The sequence below is a fragment of the Streptomyces sp. NPDC002181 genome (genome assembly GCF_042890485.1).
Classification (GTDB): Bacteria; Actinomycetota; Actinomycetes; order Streptomycetales; family Streptomycetaceae; genus Streptomyces.
Genome location: NZ_JBIASC010000002.1, coordinates 1 through 21,941, shown reverse-complemented (window position 1 = coordinate 21,941; position 21,941 = coordinate 1). Strand labels below are relative to the sequence as shown.

The following is a 21,941-nucleotide window of genomic DNA, read 5'->3' as shown; positions in this document are numbered from 1 at the left end:
TCGCACCGCTCTCAAGACGGCCACAGAGGGGCGCCGAGAATTGGCACGACCGGACAAAACCATATGTGTCCTACGCCACAACAGGGTTTGGGAACCCGCGAGTTCACCGATCCGACTCCTGCCGCGGAGCGAAATGACGGCCAGGGAACGGAGTCGGTGATGGCGGAGCGGACGGCATCGGCGGCGCGGCCCGCGTACGGAGGCCGCCGCGTGGCCCCCGCGAACTGGGCCGGGCGGGCGCTGGCCGACGTACTCGACCGGGCCGCCGTCACCCGCACCGAGACCGGCGACCGGTTCCCGCTGTACGCCGACCCCGAGACCGGCCGCTGGACCACCACCGGCCGCGGTGCGTGGACCGGCGGGTTCTGGGCCGCACTGCTGTGGCTGCGGGCCCGGCACACCGGGGAGCCTGCCGACCGGGCGGCCGCCGCCGCGTGCACGGCGCGGCTGGCCGACTGGGTCGAGGCCGACACCGCCACGCGCGGGCTGATCCTCTGGTACGGCACGGCGCTCGCCGACGGCGACCCCGGTGCGCGGGAGCTGCGCGCCCGGGCGGCCGAGGCCGCGTTGGCCGCGCTGGATCCCGAACTCGGCCTGGTGCCCTGGGGATCGGCCTTCGGCGGCCCCCGGCTGCTGGCCCGCGTCGACGGCGTACCCGGCATGGTGGGGCTGCTCGCCGCCGCCGGCCCGGACGGCGAACGGGCCGCCGCCTCGCACCTGCACCGGCATCTCGACCTCTGCGCCGGTGCGGGTGGACGCACCGTGCCGGCCTGGGAGTTCCACCCCGGGGCGGGCTGGCGGGCGTACGCGGAGCCGCGGGCAGGCTGGAGCCGGGGGGACGCCTGGCTGCTGCTGGCGGTGGCCGACGCCCTGCACCGCCCCGGGGTCGCCCGGATCGCCCCCGACCGGCTGGAGGCGGCGGCGGAGCGGCTGGCCGACGCGTGGACGCGCCCCTGCACCCCGCTCGTTCCCCTCGCGGACGAGGGGCGGCCGGCCGGCCCGCTGGACACCTCGGCCGCCGCCATCGCGGCCGTGGCGCTGCTGAAACTCGCCCGCGTTCCGGGCTGCCGGGCCGCGTCGCAGTACGCGTACCGGGCGGCCGCGATCCTGGAGCGCCTGGTGGGCGAGCACCTCACCCGGGGCATGCTGCTGGACGGCTGCTACGACGCCGGCAAGGGCCTGGCCGTACGGCACGAACTGGTGTGGGGCGACTTCTTCCTGGCCCTCGGCCTGGCGGCGCTGACGGGCCTGGCCGGGATCGGGGACTGCTGAGCGGTGTCGTCGAAGTCCCTTCCGACCGACTCCCCGGGGAACCGGTCGGGTGCGCAGCCGGCCCGGTTCCCGCGTCGCGCACGTCCGAGAAGAGGAGAGGCATGGGTTCACCTGCCGTCACCCGCACGGTCCGGCCGCTCGAAGGGCTGCACCTCACCGCCTCGGGACCGCCCGAGCTGACCGGCCCGGCCCTGGAACACCTCCGACTCCTCGGCGCCGGAACGGAGACGGAGACGGAAACGGAGACGGGAGCCGGGGCGGCCACCAGACCCGGCCCGGCCGGTCCGCGCGACCGCGGTACGGCGCGCATCGCCCTGTCCGGCGCTGGCTTCGAGCGCCAGGACGCGATCGTCCGCTGGTCGGCGAACCCGGCTGGCGGCATGACCGACGAGGCGACCGTCCAGGCCGCCACCGGCATCATGGCCGTCCACGGGCGGCGCGACGGCGCCCCCCGCGGCCTGGCCGTGGACTACGCGGCCACCGCCACGGGGGTACTCGCCGTACAGGGGCTGCTCGCCGGGCTGCTGGCCCAGGCCCGCGGCGGCCGGGCCGCCCGGGTGACCACCAGCGCCGACCGGGCCGGGCTGCTGGCGGTCTCCCCGTACCTCGCCGCGGCCGGTGCCGACGAGGGCGAGGCCGTCCGACCGGCCCCCGGCGGACCCCCGTTCACATCCGCCGACGGAGTCCTCTTCGAGCTGGAAACCCCCGGCCCGGGAGCCTGGGCCGCGTTCTGGCGGGCCCTGGAGGCTCCCTTCGGCGCCGTACGGGCCGGGTGGCGGCCGTTCCGGTTCCGGTACGCCACCGCCTGCGCCCCCTTCCCGGCGGCCCTGCACGCCACCGCCCGTACGCACACCTGGCGGCGGATCCAGGCGGCCGCCGCGGCCTGCGGCGCCGAGGTCTGCCGCCTGCGGACCCTCGACGAGCGCGCCGCCGAACACGACGGCGCCGCACCCTGGTCCCTGACCCCGTACGGATCCGGCCCCCGGCCCCGCCCCGCGCACCGCGAGCCCGCCCCGCCCCGTCCCGCGCGCCCGCTGGCCGGGCTGACCGTGCTCGAAGCGGGACGCCGGATCCAGGCCCCGCTCGCCGCCCACCTGCTGGGCCTGCTCGGCGCCGACGTCGTACGGATCGAGCCCCCGGGCGGCGACCCGCTGCGCGGCATGCCGCCCGCCTGCTCAGGGATCTCCGCCCGCTGGCTCGCGCTGAACCGCGGCAAGCAGGCCGTCGAGGTGGACATCACGTCGGCCGCCGATCGGCGCCGGCTGCGCGAGATGGCCGTCGGGGCGGACGTCTTCCTGCACAACTGGGCCCCCGGCAAGGCGGCCGCGCTGGGTCTCGACTCCGTCCACCTGGCGGCCGTGAACCCCGGTCTGGTCTACGCGTACACGGGTGGCTGGGCCGGCCGGATCCCCGACGCCCCGACCGGTACGGACTTCATGGTCCAGGCCCGTACCGGCGTCGGCGAGGCCGCCCGGCCGCGGGACGAGCCGCCCGCGCCCTCCCTGATGACCCTGCTCGGCGTACTGGGCGGACTCCTCGGCGCCGAGGCCGTCCTGGCGGGGCTGCTGCTGCGCGAGCGCAACGGCGGAGCGGGCGTCCGCGTCGACTCCTCCCTGCTCGCAGCCGCCGACGCGCTCACCGCCCCCGCCCTGCGCCGGGCGCTGCGCGGGCAGGACCCGCGCCGGCCGGCCGGGTTCCGCCGCCCGCTGCGCACCGCGGACGGCTGGATCGCCCCCACCGACACCTGTGCGCCCGCGACCGCCGCCTACGACCTGAGCGAACTGACCACCACCGCGGCCCTCGCGCAGCTGCGCGCCCACGGGCTGTCCGCGACCGCCGTCACCGCCGATCCGGCCGACCTGCGCCACGACCGGCGCTTCCCCGGCTCGATCAGACGCGACGCGCACGGTGCCCCCGCAGTTCCCGCCCCCTGGAGCTTCCTGTGACCGCCGGTCGCCCCGCACGATCCGCTGCCCGCCGGCCTCCGCCGCGGCCGGGCGGCCGAAGGGGCTCGCAGGCCGTTCGTCCGCAGGGTCAGGTGGATGCGGCGGGGTCCGTGGCCGGGGCGGGCGCGGGATCGTCCCCGCCCTGGTCCAGGCGGAACGGCGGGTACTCGTCCGTCATCAACGCGGCGTACGCGGCGACGCGCAGCACCCACCGGTGCAACCCCACGATCAGGTCGAACAGGCCCCGCGGGTAGGTGGAGGTGAAGGCCAGGGCCACGGCCGCGAAGAGGGCCAGCAGCGTGATCAGACCGCCGCCCGCGCACCAGCCGTGGCGCATGCCGCCGGTGAAGAAGGCGATGACCAGGTACTGCGGGATGGCCAGCAGCCACCACTTCACCAGCACCAGGGGCCGCGACAGGCGCTGCGGGTAGGCGACCTCCAGGCGTGCCGGGTAGCCGGGCTCCGGGCCGAGGCTGAACGGCGGGTACCGGTCCGTGGCGAGGGCCCCGTACGCGTAGTACGCGACCCGCCACGACCAGCGCAGCACGCCGACGTTGAAGTCGAACAGGGCGCGGGGGTAGCGCTCGGTGAAAAGGATCGCGAAGAAGGCGATCACGCTGACCACGACGAAGGCGATCCAGAGGAAGAACAGCACGATGTAGTGCGGGATCGCCAGGATCCACTTGACCAGCCAGAGCCAGCGCGACAGCGGGCTGTCGAGGTCGGCGATCACCCTGACCGAGCGGTACGAAGAAACGTTCGCGGACATGATTGCGTCACCGTCCCGTGTCCGGCGTCCTGAACCCCCCGGACCTCGTGCCCCTCCATCATCCGCGCCGTACGGGGCATGCTCCAGTCGGCGTCCGGCCGTCGGTGTCCGGATGTGACAGACAACCGTCATTGCGGCCACCCGTCCGTCCGGCCAGGATGGACGCATGCCCACGCCCCACCGCGTCGTGATCGCGGTCTTCCCCGATGTCGACCTGCTCGACGTCACCGGCCCCGCCGAGGTCTTCGCCCTCGCGAGCCGGGAGGCCGGGCGCCGGCTGTACGACGTACGTCTGGCGGGTCCGGACGGAGGCCAGGTCACCACCTCGGCCGGCGTCCGGCTGGTCACCGACCTCTCCTTCGACGAGGTCGGGGCCGCCGTGGACACCCTCGTGGTGCCCGGCGCCGTCGAGCTGACGCAGGAGGGTCCGGTCGCCCGGGTCGACGAGGAGGTGGTGCGCTGGATCGGCTCCACCGCCCCGCACGCCGGGCGCGTGGCCTCGGTGTGCGTCGGCGCCCACCTGCTGGCGGCGGCCGGCCTGCTGGACGGGCGCCGGGCCACCACCCACTGGTCCACGGCCGGCCAGCTGTCGGCCGAGCACCCGCGGGTCGAGGTCGACCCGGACCCGATCTTCGTCCGGTCGGGCCGGGTGTGGACCGGGGCCGGGATCAGCGCCTGCATGGACCTGACGCTGGCCCTGGTGGCCGAGGACCACGGCGAGGAACTGGCCCTCGCGGTGGCCAGGCAGCTGGTCATGTACCTGAAGCGGCAGGGCGGCCAGAGCCAGTTCAGCGTGCCGCTCAGCCGCCCGGCGGCCTCCCGCAGGGACATCGACGCCCTGTGCGCCCACATCGGCGAACACCTCGGCGCGGACCTGTCCGCGGCCGCGCTCGCGGCGCGGATGAGCCTGAGCGAGCGCCATTTCGCCCGTACGTTCCGCAAGGAGCTGGGCACCAGCCCCGCCGCGTACGTGGAGGCCGTGCGGGTGGAAGCCGCCCGGCGGCTGCTGGAGACCACCGACCAGCCGCTGGAGCAGGTCGCCGCGGCGGCGGGCCTGGGCTCGGTGGAGACCCTGCACAGGGCCTTCCGCAAACAGATCTCCACGACCCCGGCCGCCTACCGCCGCCGCTTCCGCACGGCACGCTGACCGTCACGCCCGCTGACCGTCACGACCACTGACCGTTCCCACCCGCTCACCGTTCCCGCCCGTTCACCGTTCCCACCCACGCACCGCTCCCCTCCCCAGAGCCCGGCGCGACCGCGCGCCGAGCCGCGGCTTCGCCGTGCCCGTTTCCCGAGAGAAGGACGATCCGACATGTCTGCACCCACCCCCTCCGCCACCCTGCGCGAGGTCTCCGGCCTGCCCGCCACGCTGCCCCGGCTGGCCGAGGCCACCCTGATCATGGTCGACTTCCAGAACACCTACCGCTCCGGCGTGATGGCCCTGGAGGGCGCCGAGGAGGCCCTGGCGGCGGGCGCCCGGCTGCTGGCCGCGGCCCGGGCCGCCGCAGCCCCCGTCATCCACGTCGTCAACGACGGCGGCGAGGGGACCCCGTACGACATCCGGGCCGAGATCGGCGCCATCAGCGCCGAGGTCGCTCCGCTGGAGGGGGAGCCGGTCGTGGTCAAGCAGGTTCCGAACGCCTTCCACGCCACCGGGCTGGAGAAGACCCTCCGGCAGCTGGGCGCCGGCCCGGACCTGGTCATCGCCGGCTTCATGACCCACATGTGCGTCACGTTCACCGCCCAGGGCGCCTTCAACCTGGGCTACCGCCCGACCGTCGTCGCCGAGGCCACCGCGACGCGCACGCTCGCGGCGCCGGACGGCACCCCGGTCCCGGCCGCCACCCTCCAGGCGGCGAGCCTCACCACGATCGCCGACCTCTTCGGCCCGGTGGCCCCCACGGTCGACTCCCTCCCGGTCTGACGCCCCGGAACGCGGCAGGACCCCGGACCGAACGGTCCGGGGTCCTGCCGGCGCGCCGGCCCGGAGCCGACGCCGTCAGTGGATGACGCTGAAGCTGCGCCAGGGGAGGCTGACCGGGGCCGTGACGTTCGAGAGCGTGGTGGCCACGTAGACGCCGTCGTTCCCCAAGGGCGTGGTGCAGTCCAGCGTCCGGTACAGCACGACGTCGACGAGGGTGTTGTTCTCCACGTGGGTGGCGCCCTTCGGGAGGGCGATCCTGTGGCATCCGTTCACCGAGGTGTTCGAGTAGCTCAGCTCCACCGGCGAGTCGTGGCCGCGGAACGTCAGCATGCCGACGGTGCTTCGGCCCAGACCCGAGCAGGCGGTGGCGGTCAGCAGCAGTGCTGCGGCCGCGGTGATGACGCCGATACGCCGGCTGTGGGACATGGCGCGGTCCTCGTCTGTGCGGTGGTCACTGCCTTGCCCACAGACTGCCCCGGCCCGGCGCGGGCGGCATCCGGTGCTCGGCCGGGCGGATGAACGCGGGTGCGCGGGGAAGGGACCCGGCCATGACCACCGACCTTCGCATCGGCGTCCTCGGATACGGGCTGCGCGGCAGCATCGCGCGCACGGCGCACCGGCCCGGTGGCGGCGCGGCCGTCACCGCCGTCGCGGATCCCGATCCGCGGGCCAGGTCGGACGCCGCCGCGGCCTTCCCGGGCGCCCGCACCAGCGCCGATCCCGCGGCCGTGATCGAGGATCCGGACATCGACGCCGTCCTCGTCCTGACCCCCGACCACACCCACGCCGACCTGGCCCGCCGGACGCTCCTCGCCCGCAAGCCCGCCTTCGTCGAGAAGCCGCTCGCCATCACCGTCGACGGCTGCGACGCGATCCTGCGCACCGCCCGCGCCACGGGCACCCGCCTCTACGTCGGGCACAACATGCGCCACATGCCCGTGGTGCGGCTGATGCGCGAGCTCATCGGGGCCGGCGCCATCGGCCGGGTGCGGACGGTCTGGGTCCGGCACTTCGTCGGCCACGGCGGCGACTGGTACTTCAAGGACTGGCACGCCGAGCGGCGCCACACCACCGGCCTGCTGCTCCAGAAGGCCGCGCACGACATCGACGTACTGCACTGGCTGGCCGGCTCCTACACCGAGGACGTCCAGGCGATGGGCGACCTGATGGTCTACGGGGAGAACCCGCACCGGCGGGCCCCCGGCGGGCCCAGGACGCAGGACCGGTCCACCGAGGACACCGAGGACACCGAGGACACCGAGGACGGCCACTGGCCCCCGCACACCCAGCGCGGCCTCAACCCCGTCATCGACGTCGAGGACGTCTCGCTGGTCAATCTGCGCCTCGCGGGCGGGGTGCTCGCCGCCTACCAGCAGTGCCATTTCACCCCCGACTACTGGCGCAACTACACCGTCATCGGCGACGCCGGCCGCCTGGAGAACTTCGGCGACGGCCCGGGCGCACAGGTCCGGGTCTGGAACGCCCGCCGCTCCGGATACCGGGCGGAGCCGGACACCACCCACACCGTCCCCGACGCGGACGCCGCGGGCGGGCACGGCGGCGCCGACCCGCTGCTGATCGACGAGTTCCTGCGCTTCGTACGGCACGGGGGAGCGACGGACACCTCGCCGGTCGCCGCCCGGATGGCGGTCGCGGCGGGCTGCCTGGCGACGGAGTCCCTGCGCGACGGCGGCACGCCCCGGCGGGTACCGCCGCTCGATCCGGACCTCGCCGCGTACTTCGACCAGGGCCAGACCGGGTCGGGAGGCGGCGGCTGAACCGCCCCGCCGGCCCCGGCGTTTGCCCAAGAGTTCCCCAAGGGCGGGCCCGCCTCCGGCTCCCCGGCCCCGCGGGGCCTAGCTTGGGCCCGCATGAGCGTCCTTGCCGAGCATCACCGGGCCGACGGGACTCCCGGGCGGCGTCGCCTGGTACGGGGCGCCCTCACCGCGGCCGTGGCCCTGGGCGCGGGGCTGGCGGCCGGCGGCGGCTCCACCGGCGCCGTCTCCCGTACGGGCCTGCACGGCCCGCGCCCCGCCACGCCCGAGGCGGCGCTGCGCGAGCTGTCGGCCGGCAACGCCCGCTGGCGGACCTTCCACGAGCGGCATCCCGACGCCACGCGGACCGTACGGCAGGCGCTGGTCGGGGGGCAGCACCCGTTCGCCGTCATCCTGGGCTGCGTGGACTCCCGCGTCCCGCCGGAGCTGGTCTTCGACCAGGGGCTCGGCGATCTGATGACCGTACGGTCGGCCGGTGAGGTGCTGGACGACGCGGTGCTGGGGAGCATCGCCTTCGGGGTCGTCGAGCTGGCCATTCCGCTGGTGGTGGTCCTCGGGCACCAGTCCTGCGGGGCGGTGACGGCCGCGGTCCGCGCCGCCGAGGGGCTGGAGCAGCTGCCCGGCCACCTGCGCTACCTGGCGGAGCAGATCCGTCCGGCCGTCGACCGTTCGCTCGGCCGGAACGCCCGCGTCGACGCCGCGGTCACCCAGAACGTCCGGCTGGTCCGCGCCCGGCTGGCGGCGGAACCCGATCTCGCGTCCCGGATCGCCTCCGGGAAGCTGGCCGTGGTCGGAGCACGGTACGAACTCACCAGCCAGCGCGTGCACCGGATCCGCTGAGCGGACCTCCAGGCCCACATGTGCGGGGCTCTTGGTTGTTTTGCCAGGCATCTGCCAACTGATTTACGCGGGTGACCTTGCAGATGCATTATGGGGGTGGCCACCGCCCGGGCGGCAACGCTCCGACTCCTGCTCACGAGGCGAGGTAGGGATCCATGGATGTACGCAGCTGGGACGGCGGTGCCCGCGATGCCGGCCCCGGTGCGATCGGCCCCGGTGCGATCGGCTCCGGCCCCGCGGACTTCCGGCGGCCCGACCCCCGCATCGCCCGGTTCATCGCCGACGCGCTCGGAGGGGCCCGCACCGTGGTCAACATCGGCGCCGGGGCCGGATCGTACGAGTCCGCGGCCACCGCAGTGACCCCCGTCGAACCGTCCCGGTCGATGCGGGACCGGCGCTCGGCGGCCCTGCCCCGGGCGGTGGACGCCGTCGCGGAGGACCTGCCGTTCGCGGACCGGGAGTTCGACGCGGCCATGACCCTGTTCAGCGTGCACCAGTGGAACGACGTCGAGGCGGGCCTGCGCGAGATGCGCCGGGTGACCCGCGGCCCGGCGGTCGTGCTGACCTGCGACCCCGGCCGGGTACGGGACTTCTGGCTGTACGCGTACGCGCCCGAGGTCCTCGACATCGAGGCCCGCCGGCACCCGCCGCTGGAAAGGATGGCCGCGGCCCTCGGCGGCGCCGGGACGGTACGGACCGTGCCGATCCCGCTGGACTGCACCGACGGGTTCAACGAGGCCTACTACGGGCGCCCCGAAATGCTGCTCGACCCCGCGGCCCGGCAGGCCTGCTCCGCGTGGAGCTTCGTCGACGACGGCGTGCGCGAGCGGTTCACCACCCGGCTGCGCGCGGACCTGGACTCCGGGGCGTGGGACGAGCGCTTCGGCCACCTGCGCAGCAGGCCGTTCTACGAGGGTTCGCTCGTCATCGTGCGCGCGATACCCGAGCACCTGACAGAGGAGCACCACGATGGAGGTACCTGACCGCATGGACGAACAACTGCGCGTCCTGGGTCTGGTCGAGGCACAGCGCAAGGCCGAGGCCCTGTTCGCCGAGATCGAGGCACGGGGGCTGGTGGCGCCCGGCGCGGCCGAACGGGAGGTGAGCGACCGGATCCGGGACCTCGCCAACGAGATGTTCGGGACCACGAAGCACTGGCACAAGCGGATCGTCCGCTCCGGCCCGCACACGATGTTCCCGTACAAGGAGAACCCGCCGGACCGGGTCATCGGCGAGGACGACATCGCGTTCGCCGACTTCGGCCCGATCTTCGAGGAGTACGAGGCGGACTTCGGCCGCACCTTCGTCTTCGGGGCCGACCCGGTCAAGCACCGGCTGCGCGGCGACCTGGCCAGGGTGTTCGACGCCGGACGCACCGCCTTCCGCGCCGACCCGCACATCACCGGCAAGCAGCTGTACGCGCAGGTGGAGCGGCTCGCCGCCGAGGCGGGCTGGACGCTCGGCGGGTGGCACGCCGGGCACCTCGTGGGGGAGTTCCCGCACGAGACGATCGACGGCGCCCGGGCGGAGTCGTACATCACGCCGGACAACGACACCCCGCTGCGCCGGACCGACCGGGCCGGCTGGCGCTGCCACTGGATCCTGGAGATCCACCTGGTCGACGAACCGCACGGCTTCGGAGGATTCCACGAGCAGCTGCTCGACCTCGCCTGAGGCCCCGCCTGAGGCACCTCCTGAGGCGGGGCCTGAGGCACCGCCCGGGACGGGCCCCCGGGCCGGCTCCCGGTCACGCAGGGCCGGTGCCTCCCGGGCCGGTGTCCCCCGGTGCGGTTTCCTCCGGGTCCGGCAGCGACTGCTCCGACCAGATGACCTTGCCCTCCGGCGTGTACCGGGCTCCCCAGCGACGGCTGAGCTGCGCCACCAGGAAGAGGCCGCGGCCCCCCTCGTCGGTGGTCTTGGCGTAGTGCAGCCGCGGCGAGCTGCTGCTGCCGTCGAAGACCTCGCAGGTCAGCACCCGGTCGTGCAGGAGCCGTACGCGGACCGGCTCGGAGCCGTGCCGGATCGCGTTCGTGATGAGCTCGCTCAGCACCAGCTCCGTGCCGAAGGCGAGCTCGGACAGGCCCCACTCCTCCAGCTTCTCCACGGCGAGGGCCCGCATGGTCCCGACCGCGCTCGGCTCGAACGGAACCTCCCATTCGGCGATGCGGTCGGCGGGCAGCGCCGACGTCCGCGCGACCAGCAGGGCCACGTCGTCGCGCGGGCGCACCGGCAGCAGCTCCGCCAGGACCTCCCGGCAGGTGTCCTCCGGGCTGCGGTCCGCGTGCGCCAGGGCCGAGCGGAGCAGGACGAGCCCCTCGTCGATGTCGCGGGCGCGGTCCTCGATCAGCCCGTCGGTGTAGAGCACCAGCTGGGTGCCCTCGCTCAGGTCCAGCTCCGCCGACTCGAACGGGAACCCGCCGAGCCCCAGCGGGGCGCCCGCGGGCAGCTCCGGGATCTCCACCGTGCCGTCCGGGCGGACGAGGGCCGGCGGCATGTGGCCCGCCCGCGCCACCGTGCAGCGCTGGGTCACCGCGTCGTACACGGCGTACAGGCAGGTGGCCCCGATCAGGCCGCCCTCGGCGCCGTCACCGCCCGCCACGCCCTCGTCGATGTACTGGACGAGGTCGTCGAGGCGGGCGAGCAGCTCGTCGGGCGGCAGGTCCAGGGACGAGAAGTTCAGTACGGCCGTCCGCAGGCGGCCCATGGCCGCGGCGGCGTGCAGACCGTGGCCGACGACGTCCCCCACGACGAGAGCCACGCGGGCACCCGGGAGCGGGATCACGTCGAACCAGTCGCCGCCCACCCCCGACCGCGCGGGCAGGTAGTAGTGCGCGACCTCCACCGCGCTCTGCTCGGGCAGATCGCGCGGCAGCAGGCTGCGCTGGAGGGTCACGGCCAGGGCGTGCTCGCGCGTGTAGCGGCGCGCGTTGTCGATGCTGACCCCGGCGCGGGCGACGAGCTCCTCCGCCAGCGTCAGGTCCTCCTCGTCGAAGGGCTCCTTCTCCGAGCGCCAGAAGTTGACCAGGCCGAGGACGACGCCGCGGGCCTTGAGCGGTGCGGTGATCAGGGAGTGGACGCCGAATTCGACGATGGCCCGGGCCCGGGGCGGGTCCTGCGCGTGCCATCCCGGCGCGTCGGCCAGGTCGCCCACCATCTCGGCGTGCCCGCTGTTCAGCCCGCGCGCCTGCGGGGTGGAGGGCACGAAGTCGATCAGCCGGCCGCGCGGGTAGAGCGGGACGTCGTCCCGGATCCCGCTGACCCCGGTGCGGCGCAGGTCGGCCTTGACGGCGGTGGGCTCGTCGCCGAGGAGCACGGGTTCCGCCAGGTCGACGGTGACGTAGTCCGCGAAGCGCGGTACGGCGACGTCCGCGAGCTCCTGGGCGGTCTGCTCCACGTCCAGGGTGGTGCCGACGCCGACCCCCGCGTCGTACAGCAGCCGGAGCCGTTTGCGGGCGGCTTCGGCGCGGGTGCTGAGCACCTGCATCTCGGTGGAGTCGCGGATGGTGACGGCCGTGCCCTCGGGCCGGCCGCGGGGGCGGGTGGCGCGCTGGTTGACGACGAGCAGCCGGTCTCCGGCCTCGTGCACCTCGTCGGTGGTCTCCCGGCCGGACAGCAGGAGGTCGGCCATCTGCGGGTCGAGCCCCGACAGCTCCCGGATGTGCTGGCCCTCGGCGTCGGGCGGGAGTCTGAGCAGACGTTTCGCCTCGTCGTTGGCGAGGAGGAGCCGGCCGCCGCCGTCGGTGATCAGCACCCCCTCGCGCACGGAGTGCAGCACCGCGTCGTGGTGTTCGTACATGCGGGTCATCTCGGCCGGCCCGAGCCCGCGGGTCTGGCGGCGCAGACGCCGGCTGATGAGCGCCGCGCCGGCGGTGGCGAGGGCGAGGCCTGCCGCGCTGGTGCCGAGGATGAGGGGCAGCTGCCGCTGGAACACACCCGTGACGTTCTTCACCGTGAGGCCGGCCGACACCAGTCCCACGACCGGTCCGCCGTCCTTGTAGGGGTCGGCGAACACGGGGACCACGGCCTGGATCTCCTGGCCGAGGGGTCCCTTCACGCTTTCGGTGTACACCTGGCCGGCCAGTGAGGGCGCGATGGTGCCCACGAACTGTTTGCCGATGCGGTCGGGCAGCGGATGGGTGTAGCGGATCCCCTGGTCGTTCATCACGACGATGAAGTCCACTCCGGCATCCTTGCGCGTCACCTCGGTGAGCGGCTGGAGGATCTTCGAGGGATCGGGGGCGAGGAGCGCCTGGCGCAGTCCGAGCGAATGGGCGAAGGTCTGGGCGACCGCCACCGAGCGCGTCCGGGCCTCCCGGTCCACGTCGTGCCGGGACTGGAGTACGAGGGCCAGTACCGCCCCGGCGGCGAGCAGCACCACGACCGCCACCTGAAGGACGAATACCTGTCGGGCGACGCTGCGCGGGCGCTTGGTGATCAGTGACCGCACCGACGTCCCCGGCACGGGTTGCAAGGATGGGCCACGAACCATTTGTAGCACTGTCGGTCGTCTGCGGCCGGGAGAGCCGCGACCCGTCGCGTCCGGGCGTGCCGTCAGCCCGTCCGGCCCTCCCGCCGGGTCCGGAGGACGGCGTCCACGTCGAATTCGGTGAGGCGCAGGGGCGGGCCGGGCGGTGGCCGGCGCAGGGCCGCGCGGATCTTCTCGTTGATCTCGGCGAGGATGGCCCGCGCCCGGCGCTCCGAGGGGGCCGCGCGGACCGCCTCCAGAGCGTCCTCGGCCTCCTTGCGCAGGGCGAGCGCGGGCGGCAGGGCGGCGAATCCCTCGCGGTGCATCTTGCCCCGGATCCACCACAGCTCGTCGTACGGGGCGTCGAGCGAGGCCAGGGGCTTCCCGTAGCCCGGGAGCCGTTCGAACTCGCCGCGCTCGGCGGCCTCCCTGATCTGGCGGTCCACCCATGACTCGAAGCTCACGCCCGGTGGCTTGCGGTCGGTCACGACTGCTCCCCTCGTCGGTCCGCTCAGCCTAGCGCCGGGGCGGGTGGCCCAGCCGGCGAATTTATCTTGACGTCAAGATTGATTTCCGGCAGGCTGCCACGAAGTATCTCGACATCGAGATACTTCGGCGGGGGCGTGGAGGACCGGGAATGATCTGGCGGCGCGGGGCGGGGAAGAACGGCGGCCGAGGGGGCGGCGGGGGCGGGCCGCTGGCCCGGTTGCGGCATCCGCCCGGCGGGCGGGACGCCCGGATCATGCTCTTCGCCCAGCTGCTCGACCGCACCGGGACCGGGGTGTGGGGCGCGTCCTGCGTCCTCTTCTTCACGTTCGTCGCAGGCCTGGACGGCCGGCAGCTGGGCCTGCTGCTGGGCGCGGCCGGCGTGGCGGGCATCGCCGGCTCGCCGCTGGCCGGCCACCTGGCCGCCCGCTTCCCCGCCCGTACGCTGCTGATCGGCTTTCACCTGCTGCGTCTCGCCGCGGTCGGTGCGCTGCTCCTGTTCACCCGGTTCGAGGTGCTGCTGCTCCTGGTCGCCGTCACCTCGCTCGGCGACCGGGCGGCCAAGATGCTGGAGATGCTCTTCGCCACGCGGGCGGCGGGCGAGCAGCGCGGTACGTACCAGGCGCTGTCGCGCAGCGTGGCGAACGCCGGCTACGCGCTCGGCGCGGGACTGGCCGCCATCGGCCTGGCCGTGGGCACGCGCGAGGCGTACCAGGTGCTGATCCTGGGCAACGCGCTGTCGTTCGTGCTGGCCGCGGCGCTGGTCTGGCGGACGGGGGAGCAGCGCGCGCAGGCCGCGGACGCGGGGAGGGCGGGGGAGCCGGGGGAACCGGGGGAGCCGGGCCCGTCCGCCGCCGCGAATCCGTGGCGGGACCGCGGCTACCTCCGGTTCGTCCTGCTGGACATCCCGCTCTGCCTGGACGACTCGATCCTGGGCGTCGGGCTGCCGCTGTGGCTGATCGAGCACACCGACGCGCCGCACGCCGTGGTGCCGGCCTTCCTCATCGTCAACACGGTGCTCGTCGTGGTCCTCCAGATGACGGTGTCCGCGAGGGTCGGACAGCCGCGCCAGGCCGCCGGGGCGGCCCGGTTGTACGGGCTGGCGCTGCTCGGCTGCTGCGTGCTCCTGGCCCTCACCCCCGAACACGGGGCCTGGGCCGCCGCGATCGCCCTGCTGGCCGCGGCCGTGCTGGTCACGGCCGCGGAGCTGCTGCGCTCGGTGAGCTCCTGGGAGCTGGCCGTCTCCCTCGCACCCCGGGAGGCGAGGGCCTCGTACCTGGGAGTGGCGGGCATGTCCCAGTCCATCCAGAAGTCGGCCGGACCGGTGCTGCTGACCGGTGCGGTGATGGTGGCGGGGCCGGCGGGCTGGCTGGTGCTCGGGACGGCGGTCGCGGGAGTGTCCGTCGTCCAACGGCACTTCGCGCTGCGGCGGTTGGACGCCCTGCGGAGCGCCGAGGCCGCGGGCGCCGGGGCGGCCGCATCCCGCGCCGCGACGGGCGGTGGTGCCGCGCGCGTGTCCTGACGCCCCGGCGTTCCCGCCCGCCCCTTCCCCACCCAGATTCCCCACTCGACGGGACAAGTTCCCCTATCTCTCGGGAACGGCGGAAATCTAGCCTCGCTACTGCCTGTCCGCGACTGGGATCAGTGGGTTCGAGGGGGAAGTGTGGCTGTTCGGGAGGTCGGTGTTCTGGCGATCGGCGCCGGTCCGGCGAATTTGGCGCTGGCCGTGGCCATCGAGGAGTCGGGTTCGGCCGAATTGGCGGACGGAACCCTGTTGTTGGAGCAGAGTCCGGACGTCAAGTGGCAGCGCGATCTGCTGATGCCCTGGGCGCGCAGCCAGGTGTCCTTCCTGAAGGACCTGGTGACGCTGCGCAATCCGTCGAGCAGGTTCACGTTCCTCAACTTCCTCCACGAGCAGGGGAGGCTGGACGAGTTCGTGAACCTGGGCACCTTCCACCCGTACCGGTGGGAGTTCTCCGACTACCTCCAGTGGGTCGCCACCTCGCTCAAGCGGGTGCGGATCCAGTACGGGGCCCGGGCCGCGCGGGTGGACCCCGTACTGGTCGCCGACGGCTCGGTGTCCGGGTGGAGCGTGGTGCTGACCGACGGGGACGAGATCCGCTGCCGGGACCTGGTGGTCGGCGGCGGCCGCGACCCGCGCGTACCGGAAGTGTTCTCCGCCCTTCCGGACGACCGGCTGATTCACAGCGCGCAGTACCGGACGCGGATCGCCGGGATCGCGCGGGACGAGCCGGTGCGGGCGGTGGTGGTCGGCGGGGCGCAGAGCGCGGCGGAAATGTTCTACGCGCTCCACGAGAACCTCCCGCAGAGCCGGGTGACGATGCTGGTGCGGTCGATCGGACTCCAGACGTACCAGACCAGCAAATTCGTCAACGAGTTGTTCTTCCCCTCTTTCGTGGACGAGTTCTACGACAGTCCGGCGGAAGTCAGGGCCGGGCTGCTGGACGAAATGCGCTTCACGAATTACGCCGGCCTGGCGCCGCCGTTCCTCGACGAGCTGTACACGATGCTCTACCGGCAGAAGGCCCTCGGCCCGCAGCGGTCCGAGGTGCGGGCCATGACCGAGGTGGTGGGCGCCCGGATCGAGGACGGGGACGTCGTACTCGATCTGCGGGACCGCCTCAGCGGCAAGACCGAGCCGCTGCGCTGCGACCTCGTCCTCCTCGGCACCGGCTACGACCCCCGAAAACCGGCGCTCGTACGGGAGCTGGCGGCCCGGGTCGGGATCGACGAGGTGGAGGTCAGCCGCGCCCACCGGGTGGAGCTCGGCGAATCGGCCTGGGGCGCGGTCTACCTCCAGGGCGTCAACGAGGAGACCCACGGCATCGCCGACTCCCTCATCAGCGTCCTCGCCCACCGCTCCCGCGACATCCTCACCGACCTGCTCGCCCGCCGCGCCGGCGGCACGGAACCCAGGAGCGCATGATGGAGCGGACACTGGTCATCGCCCCCGGTCCGACCGCGAACGGCGATCTGCACCTCGGCCACCTGGCCGGCCCGTTCCTCGCCGCCGACGTCTGCGCGCGGTACGCCCGCGCCGCCGGACACGACGTGCTGTTCGGCACGGGCGTGCACTTCACGCAGAACTACATCGTCACCACCGCCCGCAGGCTGGGCGTACCACCGGAGGAGCTGCGCGTCCGCTCGGCCGGCCAGGTGGAGGAGACGCTGACGGCCATGGGCATCGAGCCCGACGGGTTCGTCCGGTTCGGCGACCGCTACGTCAAGACCGTCCGGACCTTCTTCGAGCGCCTGCACGGCAGCGGCAAACTCCGGCTGCGGGGGCTCAAGTTCCCCTACGCACCGCGCACCGGCGAGTTCCTCACCGACGCGTACGTGCGCGGAGGCTGCCCGGTCTGCCTCGCCGACGGGTGCGCCGGGCTCTGTGAGAACTGCGGCCACTGGATCGCGTCGGGCGACCTGACCGATCCGCGCTCCACCCTGCACCCGCAGGACCCGGTCGAACTGCGCGAGCAGCAGGTCCTGGTGCTCCCGCTCGAAGAGCACCGCGAGGCGCTCACCGCCTACTTCGCGCGGCAGAGCGCGACGATGCGCCCTCGCCTGGCGCAGATGATCGAGGAGATCCTCGCCCGGCCGCTGCCGGATTACCCCGTGACCCTCCCCATCGCCTGGGGCATTCCCGCCCCCTTCCCCGAGGTCGCGGGGCAGGTGATCTACGCGGACGCCGAGACCATCGCCTGGAGCATGCACTGCACGGCCCTCGCCGCCGAGCAGCGGGGCGAAGTACCGGCCGCCGAAGACGAGTTGTGGTTCTCCGAAACCGGAAACAACGTGGTGTACTTCTTCGGCTCCGACGCCGGGTTCGCGTTCGCGGTCGTCGGAGCGGCCATGCTGGAGGCGCTGGGCGGCTACGTCCTGCCCGGGCACTTCGTCACCAACGAGTTCTACGAGCTCGACCACGACAAGTTCTCCACCAGCCGCGGCCATGTCGTATCGGGCCGGGAACTGGCCGCCGAAGTGCCGCGGGACCTCATCCGCTACTACCTCGCCGCGACCAGCCCGGACTTCCAGCGCACCAATTTCACCCGCCGGGCCCTGGCCCGGGTGACCGGTGAACGGCTCGTACAACCGTGGAACCGCGTCGCCGACAAGGTCGACCGCTGGGCGGGCCGGGGCCCGCTGCCGGTGACCGAGCGGTCCCGGGAAGCGGCCGCCCGCCTCCTGGAGCGTTTCGCCGCGGCCTACGACGTACGCCGCTTCAACCTGACCGCGGCGGCCTTCACCCTGACCGAGCAACTGGCCCGGCTGGACCGGTGGGAGCCCGGACCGGCCGACGCCGGAGACTTCTGCCACGAGGTCGACCTGTTCCTGCGCTGCGCCGCTCCGCTCCTGATCGACCTGGCCGGGGAGGCCCTCGCGGAGCGCGCCGTCCCCGCCGCCCCGCACGCCACGGAGTTCGCCCCCGTACGGCTGCCGCGCCTGGCGGAGCCGGGGCCGTGAGCGCGGCCACGGTCCTGGTCGTGGGGGCCGGGGTCACCGGGCTGCTGACCGCGGTGCGGTGCGCGCTGGCCGGCCATCGCGTGACCGTACTGGACGGGGGCCCGATCCCCAACCCGCGGTCCAGCTCGTACGACCAGCACCGGGTCGTGCGCACCCTCAGCCCGGACGACCCGGACGCCACCCGGCGGATGACCGCGGCCCACCGCCGCTGGCGGGACACGGAAACCCTGCTCGGAGTCCGCTTGCTCCGTCCGGTCGGAGTGGTCACCGCCTGGCCGCGCGAACGCCTCCCCGCGCTGACCGCGTCGGCCGCCGGGGCGGGGGTCCGCGTCCGGACGGTGGAGCCGCAGGCGTTGCCGCACCTGGAGTTCCCGCCGGACTCGGCCGGCGTACTGGAGGAGGACGCCGGGGTGCTGCTCGCGGAGCGGGCCCTGGAGGCCGCGGCCCGGTGGCTCGGCGGGCATCCGGCGGTGACCTTGCGCCCGTACGGCGCGGTCGCCGAGGTGGACGCGGAATCCGGCAAGGTGCGGCTGTCGGGCGGGGAGCGGCTGGGCGCCGATCTCGTCCTGGTCGCGGCCGGGCCGTGGACCCGGGACCTCGTCGAGCAGCCGCCGGTCGTACTGCACCGCCAGACCATGCTCTACCTGCACCCGCCGCCGGACACCGCGCGGTGGTGGGAGCGGGCACCCGCGGCCGGCGGCCTCGGCCCGGACGGCCGGGGGTGGGCGGTGCCGCCCGGGGACGGCACGCTCCTGAAGATCAGCTCCGACGCGGTCCGCCGCACGGTGGACGCCACCGGCGACGCCGGCGCCGAGGACCAGGCGCCTTGGGCCGGGCTGCTGGCCTCGGCCGCGCCGCTGACCGGGCTGCACCGCTACACCGTGGCCGCCGTGAAGGCCTGCCACTACACGGCCGACGCGCAGACCGGCGGCCCGCGGCTCACCCGCGTGGGGCCCGCGGTCTGGGCGCGGGCGGCGTGCGGCGGCTCCGGATTCGCTTCGGCTCCGCTCGTCGCGGACCACATCGTCGAAGTCCTGAAGGACTTCAGGGAAGGGGCGGTATGACGGACGATGCTCCGGTCCGGGTGTTCGATGCGCTGAAGGCGACTCCGACACCGGTCCGCTATCTGCTCGGCGGCGTGCTGGTCAACCAACTCGGCGCGTTCGTCCAGACGTTCCTCGTGCTGTACCTGACCTTCCGCGGTGCGTCGGTCAGCACGGCCGGCCTGGCGCTCGTCGCGTACAGCGTCGGTTCGATCTTCGGCACGATGCTGGGAGCCGAGATCACCCACCGGTTCGGCCCGCGGGCCACGATCATGACGGCCATGGCGGCCTCGGCCCCGCTGGTGGGATCGATCTCCTGGCTGAGCGGGCCGGGGACGCTGTGGCCGCTGCTGGTCGTGGTCGGGCTCGCCGGGCTGTTCACCCAGGCGTACCGGCCGGCGGCCGCCGTCCTGCTCAGCGACCTGATGCCGGAGCGGTACCAGGTGATGGCGTTCTCGATGATGCGGATCGCGCTGAACATCGGCGCCGCCGTGGCCCCGCTGATCGCCGCGGTCGTCATCCTGGTCGACTGGGACCTGCTGTTCTGGATCGACGGCGGGACCGCGCTTCTCTACGCGCTGCTGGCCTTCGCCCTGCTCCCGAAGCGTCCCGCGCGGGCGAAGGCGCCGGCGGACGCCGAGGCCGCCGCGGCCGCACCGGCTGCCGCCGAGGGCCGTTCCGCGTACGCCGTGATGCTCCGCGACCGGAAGTACCTGCTCTACCTGGCCGCCATCCTGCTCGGTTCGCTCACCTACGCACAGGGCCACATCGCCCTGCCGCTGGAGCTCGCCGAGGACGACTACCCGACCAGCTTCTACAGCACCGTGCTCACGGTGTCCTCGGTCGTGCTGATCACCTGCGAGCTCAAGATCACTGCCTACCTCAGCAGGCTGCCCAAACACGTCCGGGTGATCACCGGCCACCTGGTGGAGGCCCTCGGCCTCGCCGTCTACGGACTGTCCTCGCGGTCCGGCGCGTTCACCATCGCCGGCGCCGTCCTGGTGGTCCTCGGGATCATGATCGCCGCCCCGAGCATGTTCGCCCACCCGGCGACCTTCCCCGCGGCGGTCAAGGCCCGCTACATCGGCACCAGCCAGGCCGTCGGCGGGGCGGCCTCCGCCCTCGCGCCCCTGTTCGGCGTCTTCCTGTGGACGCGGCTCGGGGGCGGGTTCTGGCTGCTGTGCGGGATCGTGACCGCCGTTGCCGGACTGCTCGCCCTGGCCGGTGTGCGACAGCCGCCCGAACCACCCCCGGCCAAGGACGCGGACCCGCGGACCGAGGGCGAACCCGAGGTCGTCGGAGGAAGCTCATGAGCGAGCGGAGGCCACAGGCACGGCCGGCCACCGGACCGGTGCTGATCGTGGGGTTCGTCGGCGTCACCCTCGCCGCGATCGGGGAGTTCCAGCCGGACGACTCGGTGATCTACATCGAGGAACCCGACGTCGTCCGCAAGCGGCACGTGCGCGAGCAGCTCGACGGGGTGGCGTTCGTCCGCGGCCTGATCGAGTGGGAGTACCACCTGGCGGGCAGGGCCGACGAGTTCCACAACGCCCACCCCGGCCTCGCTCCCGTCGCGGTCGTCCCCGCGATCGAGTACGCGACCCCGTTCGCCGCGCGCCTCGCGGAGCGCTACGGGCTGCCCGGCGCAGGGCTCGGGGCCGCCCAGATCCTGCGCGACAAGGCGCTGCTGCGACAGGTCAGCGCGGCGGCGGGCATCGCCAATCCGGCGAGCGTCCGGGTCAACGGACCGGCCGAGGTGCGGGAGTTCCTGCGCGGCCAGGACGGGCCCGTCGTACTCAAACCCGCCAACCGGCAGGCCGCCGTGGGCACCCGGGTGATCCACGAACCGGCCGAGGTCGAGCGGGCCTGGGCCGACTGCCTCGTCCAGGACGAGGGGATCTTCGTACCGGACCGGCCCATGGAACTGTCCATGCTTGCCGAACGGTACGTCGTGGGGCCGGAGTTCAGCGTCGAGATGCTCGTGCGCGACGGCCGCCCGCTGTTCGTCAACGTCACCGGAAAAGAGCTCTTCCCCGGACCCCACCCGGTGGAGATGGCGCACATCGTGCCGGCCGACATCCCGGAGGAGCTCGCGCGGACGCTCGGCGCGCAGACGGCCCGCGTGGTCGCGGCCGTCGGCTTCCGCGACGGGATCGTGCACTGCGAATGGATCGTCTCGGACGGTGTCCCGTACCTCGTGGAATGCGCGGGCCGGCTCGCCGGCGGCGGCATCGTCGACACGATCGAGCGCGCCTACCCGGTCGAGCTCATGCGCGGCTACTACGCGGTGCTGAAGGGCGAGCAGCCCCCCGCCGAGCTGCCCCGGCGGGCCGAGCGCGGAGCGGCCGTACGGTTCCTGGCCGCCGGCCCGGGCCGGGTCGCGGCCGTGCACGGGGTCGAGGAGGCCCGCCGGTCCGACGGGGTGTTCCTGGTCGCGGTCACCGCCGAGCCGGGCGACCGGTTCACGGGGCTGCGCCACTCCTGGGACCGCGCCGGGATCGTCATGGCCACCGCGGACAGCTCGGCCGAGGCGCTGCGGCGGGCCGAGGCCGCCGCGGCCACAGTCCGGATCGACATCGAGGAGGAAGCGTGACGGTACGGGAGGTCGGTGTACTGGCCATCGGCGCGGGCCCGGCGAATCTGGCGCTGGCCGTGGCCATCGAGGAGTCGGGCTCGCCCGAACTGGCCGCAGGGACCCTGCTGTTGGAGCAGAGTCCGGACATCAAGTGGCAGCGGGACCTGCTGATGCCCTGGGCGCGCAGCCAGGTGTCCTTCCTGAAGGACCTGGTGACGCTGCGCAATCCGTCGAGCAGGTTCACGTTCCTCAACTTCCTCCACGAACAGGGGAGGCTGGACGAGTTCGTGAACCTGGGCACCTTCCACCCGTACCGGTGGGAGTTCTCCGACTACCTCCAGTGGGTCGCCACCTCGCTCAA

Annotated in this window: 19 protein-coding genes; 15 read left to right on the top strand and 4 right to left on the bottom strand. The window is 73.8% G+C overall.

All coding sequences use genetic code 11. The features are described from left to right. Positions 1-159: 159 nt before the first annotated feature. A complete protein-coding gene (locus ACFYXV_RS06305; protein WP_389382147.1) occupies positions 160-1,272 on the top strand; it encodes a sugar ABC transporter permease in 1,113 nt (370 codons plus the stop codon). 101 nt (positions 1,273-1,373) lie between these two features. Beyond that, the gene (locus ACFYXV_RS06300; RefSeq protein WP_389382146.1) at positions 1,374-3,218 is read left to right on the top strand and encodes a CoA transferase; all 1,845 of its coding nucleotides are present in this window, start codon (positions 1,374-1,376) and stop codon (positions 3,216-3,218) included. An 88-nt stretch (positions 3,219-3,306) separates the two neighbouring features. Here ACFYXV_RS06300 and ACFYXV_RS06295 read toward each other — a convergent pair whose 3' ends face one another. Then, entirely contained in the window at positions 3,307-3,987 is a 681-nt protein-coding gene (locus tag ACFYXV_RS06295) for a DUF4389 domain-containing protein (protein ID WP_389382145.1), read from the bottom strand. A 166-nt stretch (positions 3,988-4,153) separates the two neighbouring features. Between ACFYXV_RS06295 and ACFYXV_RS06290 the strand changes: the two genes are divergently transcribed. Together ACFYXV_RS06290 and ACFYXV_RS06285 are read left to right on the top strand one after the other, a co-directional pair. Next, positions 4,154-5,134 (top strand): GlxA family transcriptional regulator, encoded by a 981-nt coding sequence (locus ACFYXV_RS06290; protein WP_385474140.1) that lies wholly within the window; start codon positions 4,154-4,156, stop codon positions 5,132-5,134. A 168-nt stretch (positions 5,135-5,302) separates the two neighbouring features. After that, a complete protein-coding gene (locus ACFYXV_RS06285) occupies positions 5,303-5,914 on the top strand; it encodes an isochorismatase family protein (protein WP_389382144.1) in 612 nt (203 codons plus the stop codon). Positions 5,915-5,989: 75 nt separating this feature from the next. Here ACFYXV_RS06285 and ACFYXV_RS06280 read toward each other — a convergent pair whose 3' ends face one another. After that, positions 5,990-6,340, bottom strand: coding sequence for a hypothetical protein (locus tag ACFYXV_RS06280; RefSeq protein WP_389382143.1), 351 nt, complete (start codon positions 6,338-6,340; stop codon positions 5,990-5,992). A 122-nt stretch (positions 6,341-6,462) separates the two neighbouring features. Between ACFYXV_RS06280 and ACFYXV_RS06275 the strand changes: the two genes are divergently transcribed. The 4 genes from ACFYXV_RS06275 to ACFYXV_RS06260 all read left to right on the top strand — a co-directional run bounded on the left by ACFYXV_RS06275 (position 6,463) and on the right by ACFYXV_RS06260 (position 10,203). After that, entirely contained in the window at positions 6,463-7,692 is a 1,230-nt protein-coding gene (locus ACFYXV_RS06275) for a Gfo/Idh/MocA family protein (RefSeq protein ID WP_389382142.1), read from the top strand. A 93-nt stretch (positions 7,693-7,785) separates the two neighbouring features. Further along, a complete protein-coding gene (locus ACFYXV_RS06270; RefSeq protein ID WP_385474132.1) occupies positions 7,786-8,529 on the top strand; it encodes a carbonic anhydrase in 744 nt (247 codons plus the stop codon). A gap of 155 nt (positions 8,530-8,684) precedes the next feature. Continuing rightward, positions 8,685-9,512 carry a class I SAM-dependent methyltransferase gene (locus tag ACFYXV_RS06265; RefSeq protein ID WP_389382141.1) on the top strand — a complete coding sequence of 276 codons (828 nt, stop codon included), beginning with the start codon at positions 8,685-8,687 and terminating at the stop codon, positions 9,510-9,512. After that, positions 9,499-10,203, top strand: a complete 705-nt coding sequence (locus ACFYXV_RS06260) for a M24 family metallopeptidase (protein ID WP_385474128.1) — start codon at positions 9,499-9,501, stop codon at positions 10,201-10,203. Before ACFYXV_RS06265 ends, ACFYXV_RS06260 begins: the two co-directional genes overlap by 14 nt. 73 nt (positions 10,204-10,276) lie before the next feature. Here the strand turns inward: ACFYXV_RS06260 and ACFYXV_RS06255 are convergent, their stop codons facing one another. Next, positions 10,277-13,018 (bottom strand): SpoIIE family protein phosphatase, encoded by a 2,742-nt coding sequence (locus ACFYXV_RS06255; protein WP_389382140.1) that lies wholly within the window; start codon positions 13,016-13,018, stop codon positions 10,277-10,279. Positions 13,019-13,080: 62 nt separating this feature from the next. After that, entirely contained in the window at positions 13,081-13,482 is a 402-nt protein-coding gene (locus ACFYXV_RS06250; RefSeq protein ID WP_389382139.1) for a DUF1992 domain-containing protein, read from the bottom strand. A 149-nt stretch (positions 13,483-13,631) separates the two neighbouring features. Here ACFYXV_RS06250 and ACFYXV_RS06245 point away from each other — a divergent pair, with 149 nt between their 5' ends. From ACFYXV_RS06245 to ACFYXV_RS06215, 7 genes are all read left to right on the top strand, one after another. After that, positions 13,632-15,002: an MFS transporter gene (locus ACFYXV_RS06245; RefSeq protein WP_389382138.1), complete on the top strand. Its 1,371-nt coding sequence runs from the start codon at positions 13,632-13,634 to the stop codon at positions 15,000-15,002. A 141-nt stretch (positions 15,003-15,143) separates the two neighbouring features. Then, positions 15,144-16,427, top strand: a complete 1,284-nt coding sequence (locus ACFYXV_RS06240) for a lysine N(6)-hydroxylase/L-ornithine N(5)-oxygenase family protein (protein WP_389382137.1) — start codon at positions 15,144-15,146, stop codon at positions 16,425-16,427. Then, the gene (locus ACFYXV_RS06235; protein ID WP_389382136.1) at positions 16,427-17,962 is read left to right on the top strand and encodes a class I tRNA ligase family protein; all 1,536 of its coding nucleotides are present in this window, start codon (positions 16,427-16,429) and stop codon (positions 17,960-17,962) included. The genes ACFYXV_RS06240 and ACFYXV_RS06235 overlap by 1 nt, the downstream gene beginning before the upstream one ends. Next, positions 17,959-19,026 carry an NAD(P)/FAD-dependent oxidoreductase gene (locus tag ACFYXV_RS06230; RefSeq protein ID WP_389382135.1) on the top strand — a complete coding sequence of 356 codons (1,068 nt, stop codon included), beginning with the start codon at positions 17,959-17,961 and terminating at the stop codon, positions 19,024-19,026. The genes ACFYXV_RS06235 and ACFYXV_RS06230 overlap by 4 nt, the downstream gene beginning before the upstream one ends. Next, positions 19,023-20,318: an MFS transporter gene (locus tag ACFYXV_RS06225; RefSeq protein ID WP_389382134.1), complete on the top strand. Its 1,296-nt coding sequence runs from the start codon at positions 19,023-19,025 to the stop codon at positions 20,316-20,318. Before ACFYXV_RS06230 ends, ACFYXV_RS06225 begins: the two co-directional genes overlap by 4 nt. Then, positions 20,315-21,598: an ATP-grasp domain-containing protein gene (locus tag ACFYXV_RS06220; RefSeq protein ID WP_389382133.1), complete on the top strand. Its 1,284-nt coding sequence runs from the start codon at positions 20,315-20,317 to the stop codon at positions 21,596-21,598. The genes ACFYXV_RS06225 and ACFYXV_RS06220 overlap by 4 nt, the downstream gene beginning before the upstream one ends. Next, a partial coding sequence (locus ACFYXV_RS06215; RefSeq protein ID WP_389382132.1) for a SidA/IucD/PvdA family monooxygenase occupies positions 21,595-21,941 on the top strand: 347 nt, incomplete at its 3' end. The genes ACFYXV_RS06220 and ACFYXV_RS06215, both read left to right, overlap by 4 nt.

Excerpts from the sequence above, each read along its gene's own strand:
- ACFYXV_RS06305 (WP_389382147.1), top strand. The coding sequence starts at position 160 with ATGGCGGAGCGGACGGCATCGGCGGCGCGGCCCGCGTACGGAGGCCGC.
- ACFYXV_RS06300 (WP_389382146.1), top strand. The coding sequence starts at position 1,374 with ATGGGTTCACCTGCCGTCACCCGCACGGTCCGGCCGCTCGAAGGGCTG.
- ACFYXV_RS06295 (WP_389382145.1), bottom strand. The coding sequence starts at position 3,987 with ATGTCCGCGAACGTTTCTTCGTACCGCTCGGTCAGGGTGATCGCCGAC.
- ACFYXV_RS06290 (WP_385474140.1), top strand. The coding sequence starts at position 4,154 with ATGCCCACGCCCCACCGCGTCGTGATCGCGGTCTTCCCCGATGTCGAC.
- ACFYXV_RS06285 (WP_389382144.1), top strand. The coding sequence starts at position 5,303 with ATGTCTGCACCCACCCCCTCCGCCACCCTGCGCGAGGTCTCCGGCCTG.
- ACFYXV_RS06280 (WP_389382143.1), bottom strand. The coding sequence starts at position 6,340 with ATGTCCCACAGCCGGCGTATCGGCGTCATCACCGCGGCCGCAGCACTG.
- ACFYXV_RS06275 (WP_389382142.1), top strand. The coding sequence starts at position 6,463 with ATGACCACCGACCTTCGCATCGGCGTCCTCGGATACGGGCTGCGCGGC.
- ACFYXV_RS06270 (WP_385474132.1), top strand. The coding sequence starts at position 7,786 with ATGAGCGTCCTTGCCGAGCATCACCGGGCCGACGGGACTCCCGGGCGG.
- ACFYXV_RS06265 (WP_389382141.1), top strand. The coding sequence starts at position 8,685 with ATGGATGTACGCAGCTGGGACGGCGGTGCCCGCGATGCCGGCCCCGGT.
- ACFYXV_RS06260 (WP_385474128.1), top strand. The coding sequence starts at position 9,499 with ATGGAGGTACCTGACCGCATGGACGAACAACTGCGCGTCCTGGGTCTG.
- ACFYXV_RS06255 (WP_389382140.1), bottom strand. The coding sequence starts at position 13,018 with ATGGTTCGTGGCCCATCCTTGCAACCCGTGCCGGGGACGTCGGTGCGG.
- ACFYXV_RS06245 (WP_389382138.1), top strand. The coding sequence starts at position 13,632 with ATGATCTGGCGGCGCGGGGCGGGGAAGAACGGCGGCCGAGGGGGCGGC.
- ACFYXV_RS06235 (WP_389382136.1), top strand. The coding sequence starts at position 16,427 with ATGGAGCGGACACTGGTCATCGCCCCCGGTCCGACCGCGAACGGCGAT.
- ACFYXV_RS06225 (WP_389382134.1), top strand. The coding sequence starts at position 19,023 with ATGACGGACGATGCTCCGGTCCGGGTGTTCGATGCGCTGAAGGCGACT.
- ACFYXV_RS06220 (WP_389382133.1), top strand. The coding sequence starts at position 20,315 with ATGAGCGAGCGGAGGCCACAGGCACGGCCGGCCACCGGACCGGTGCTG.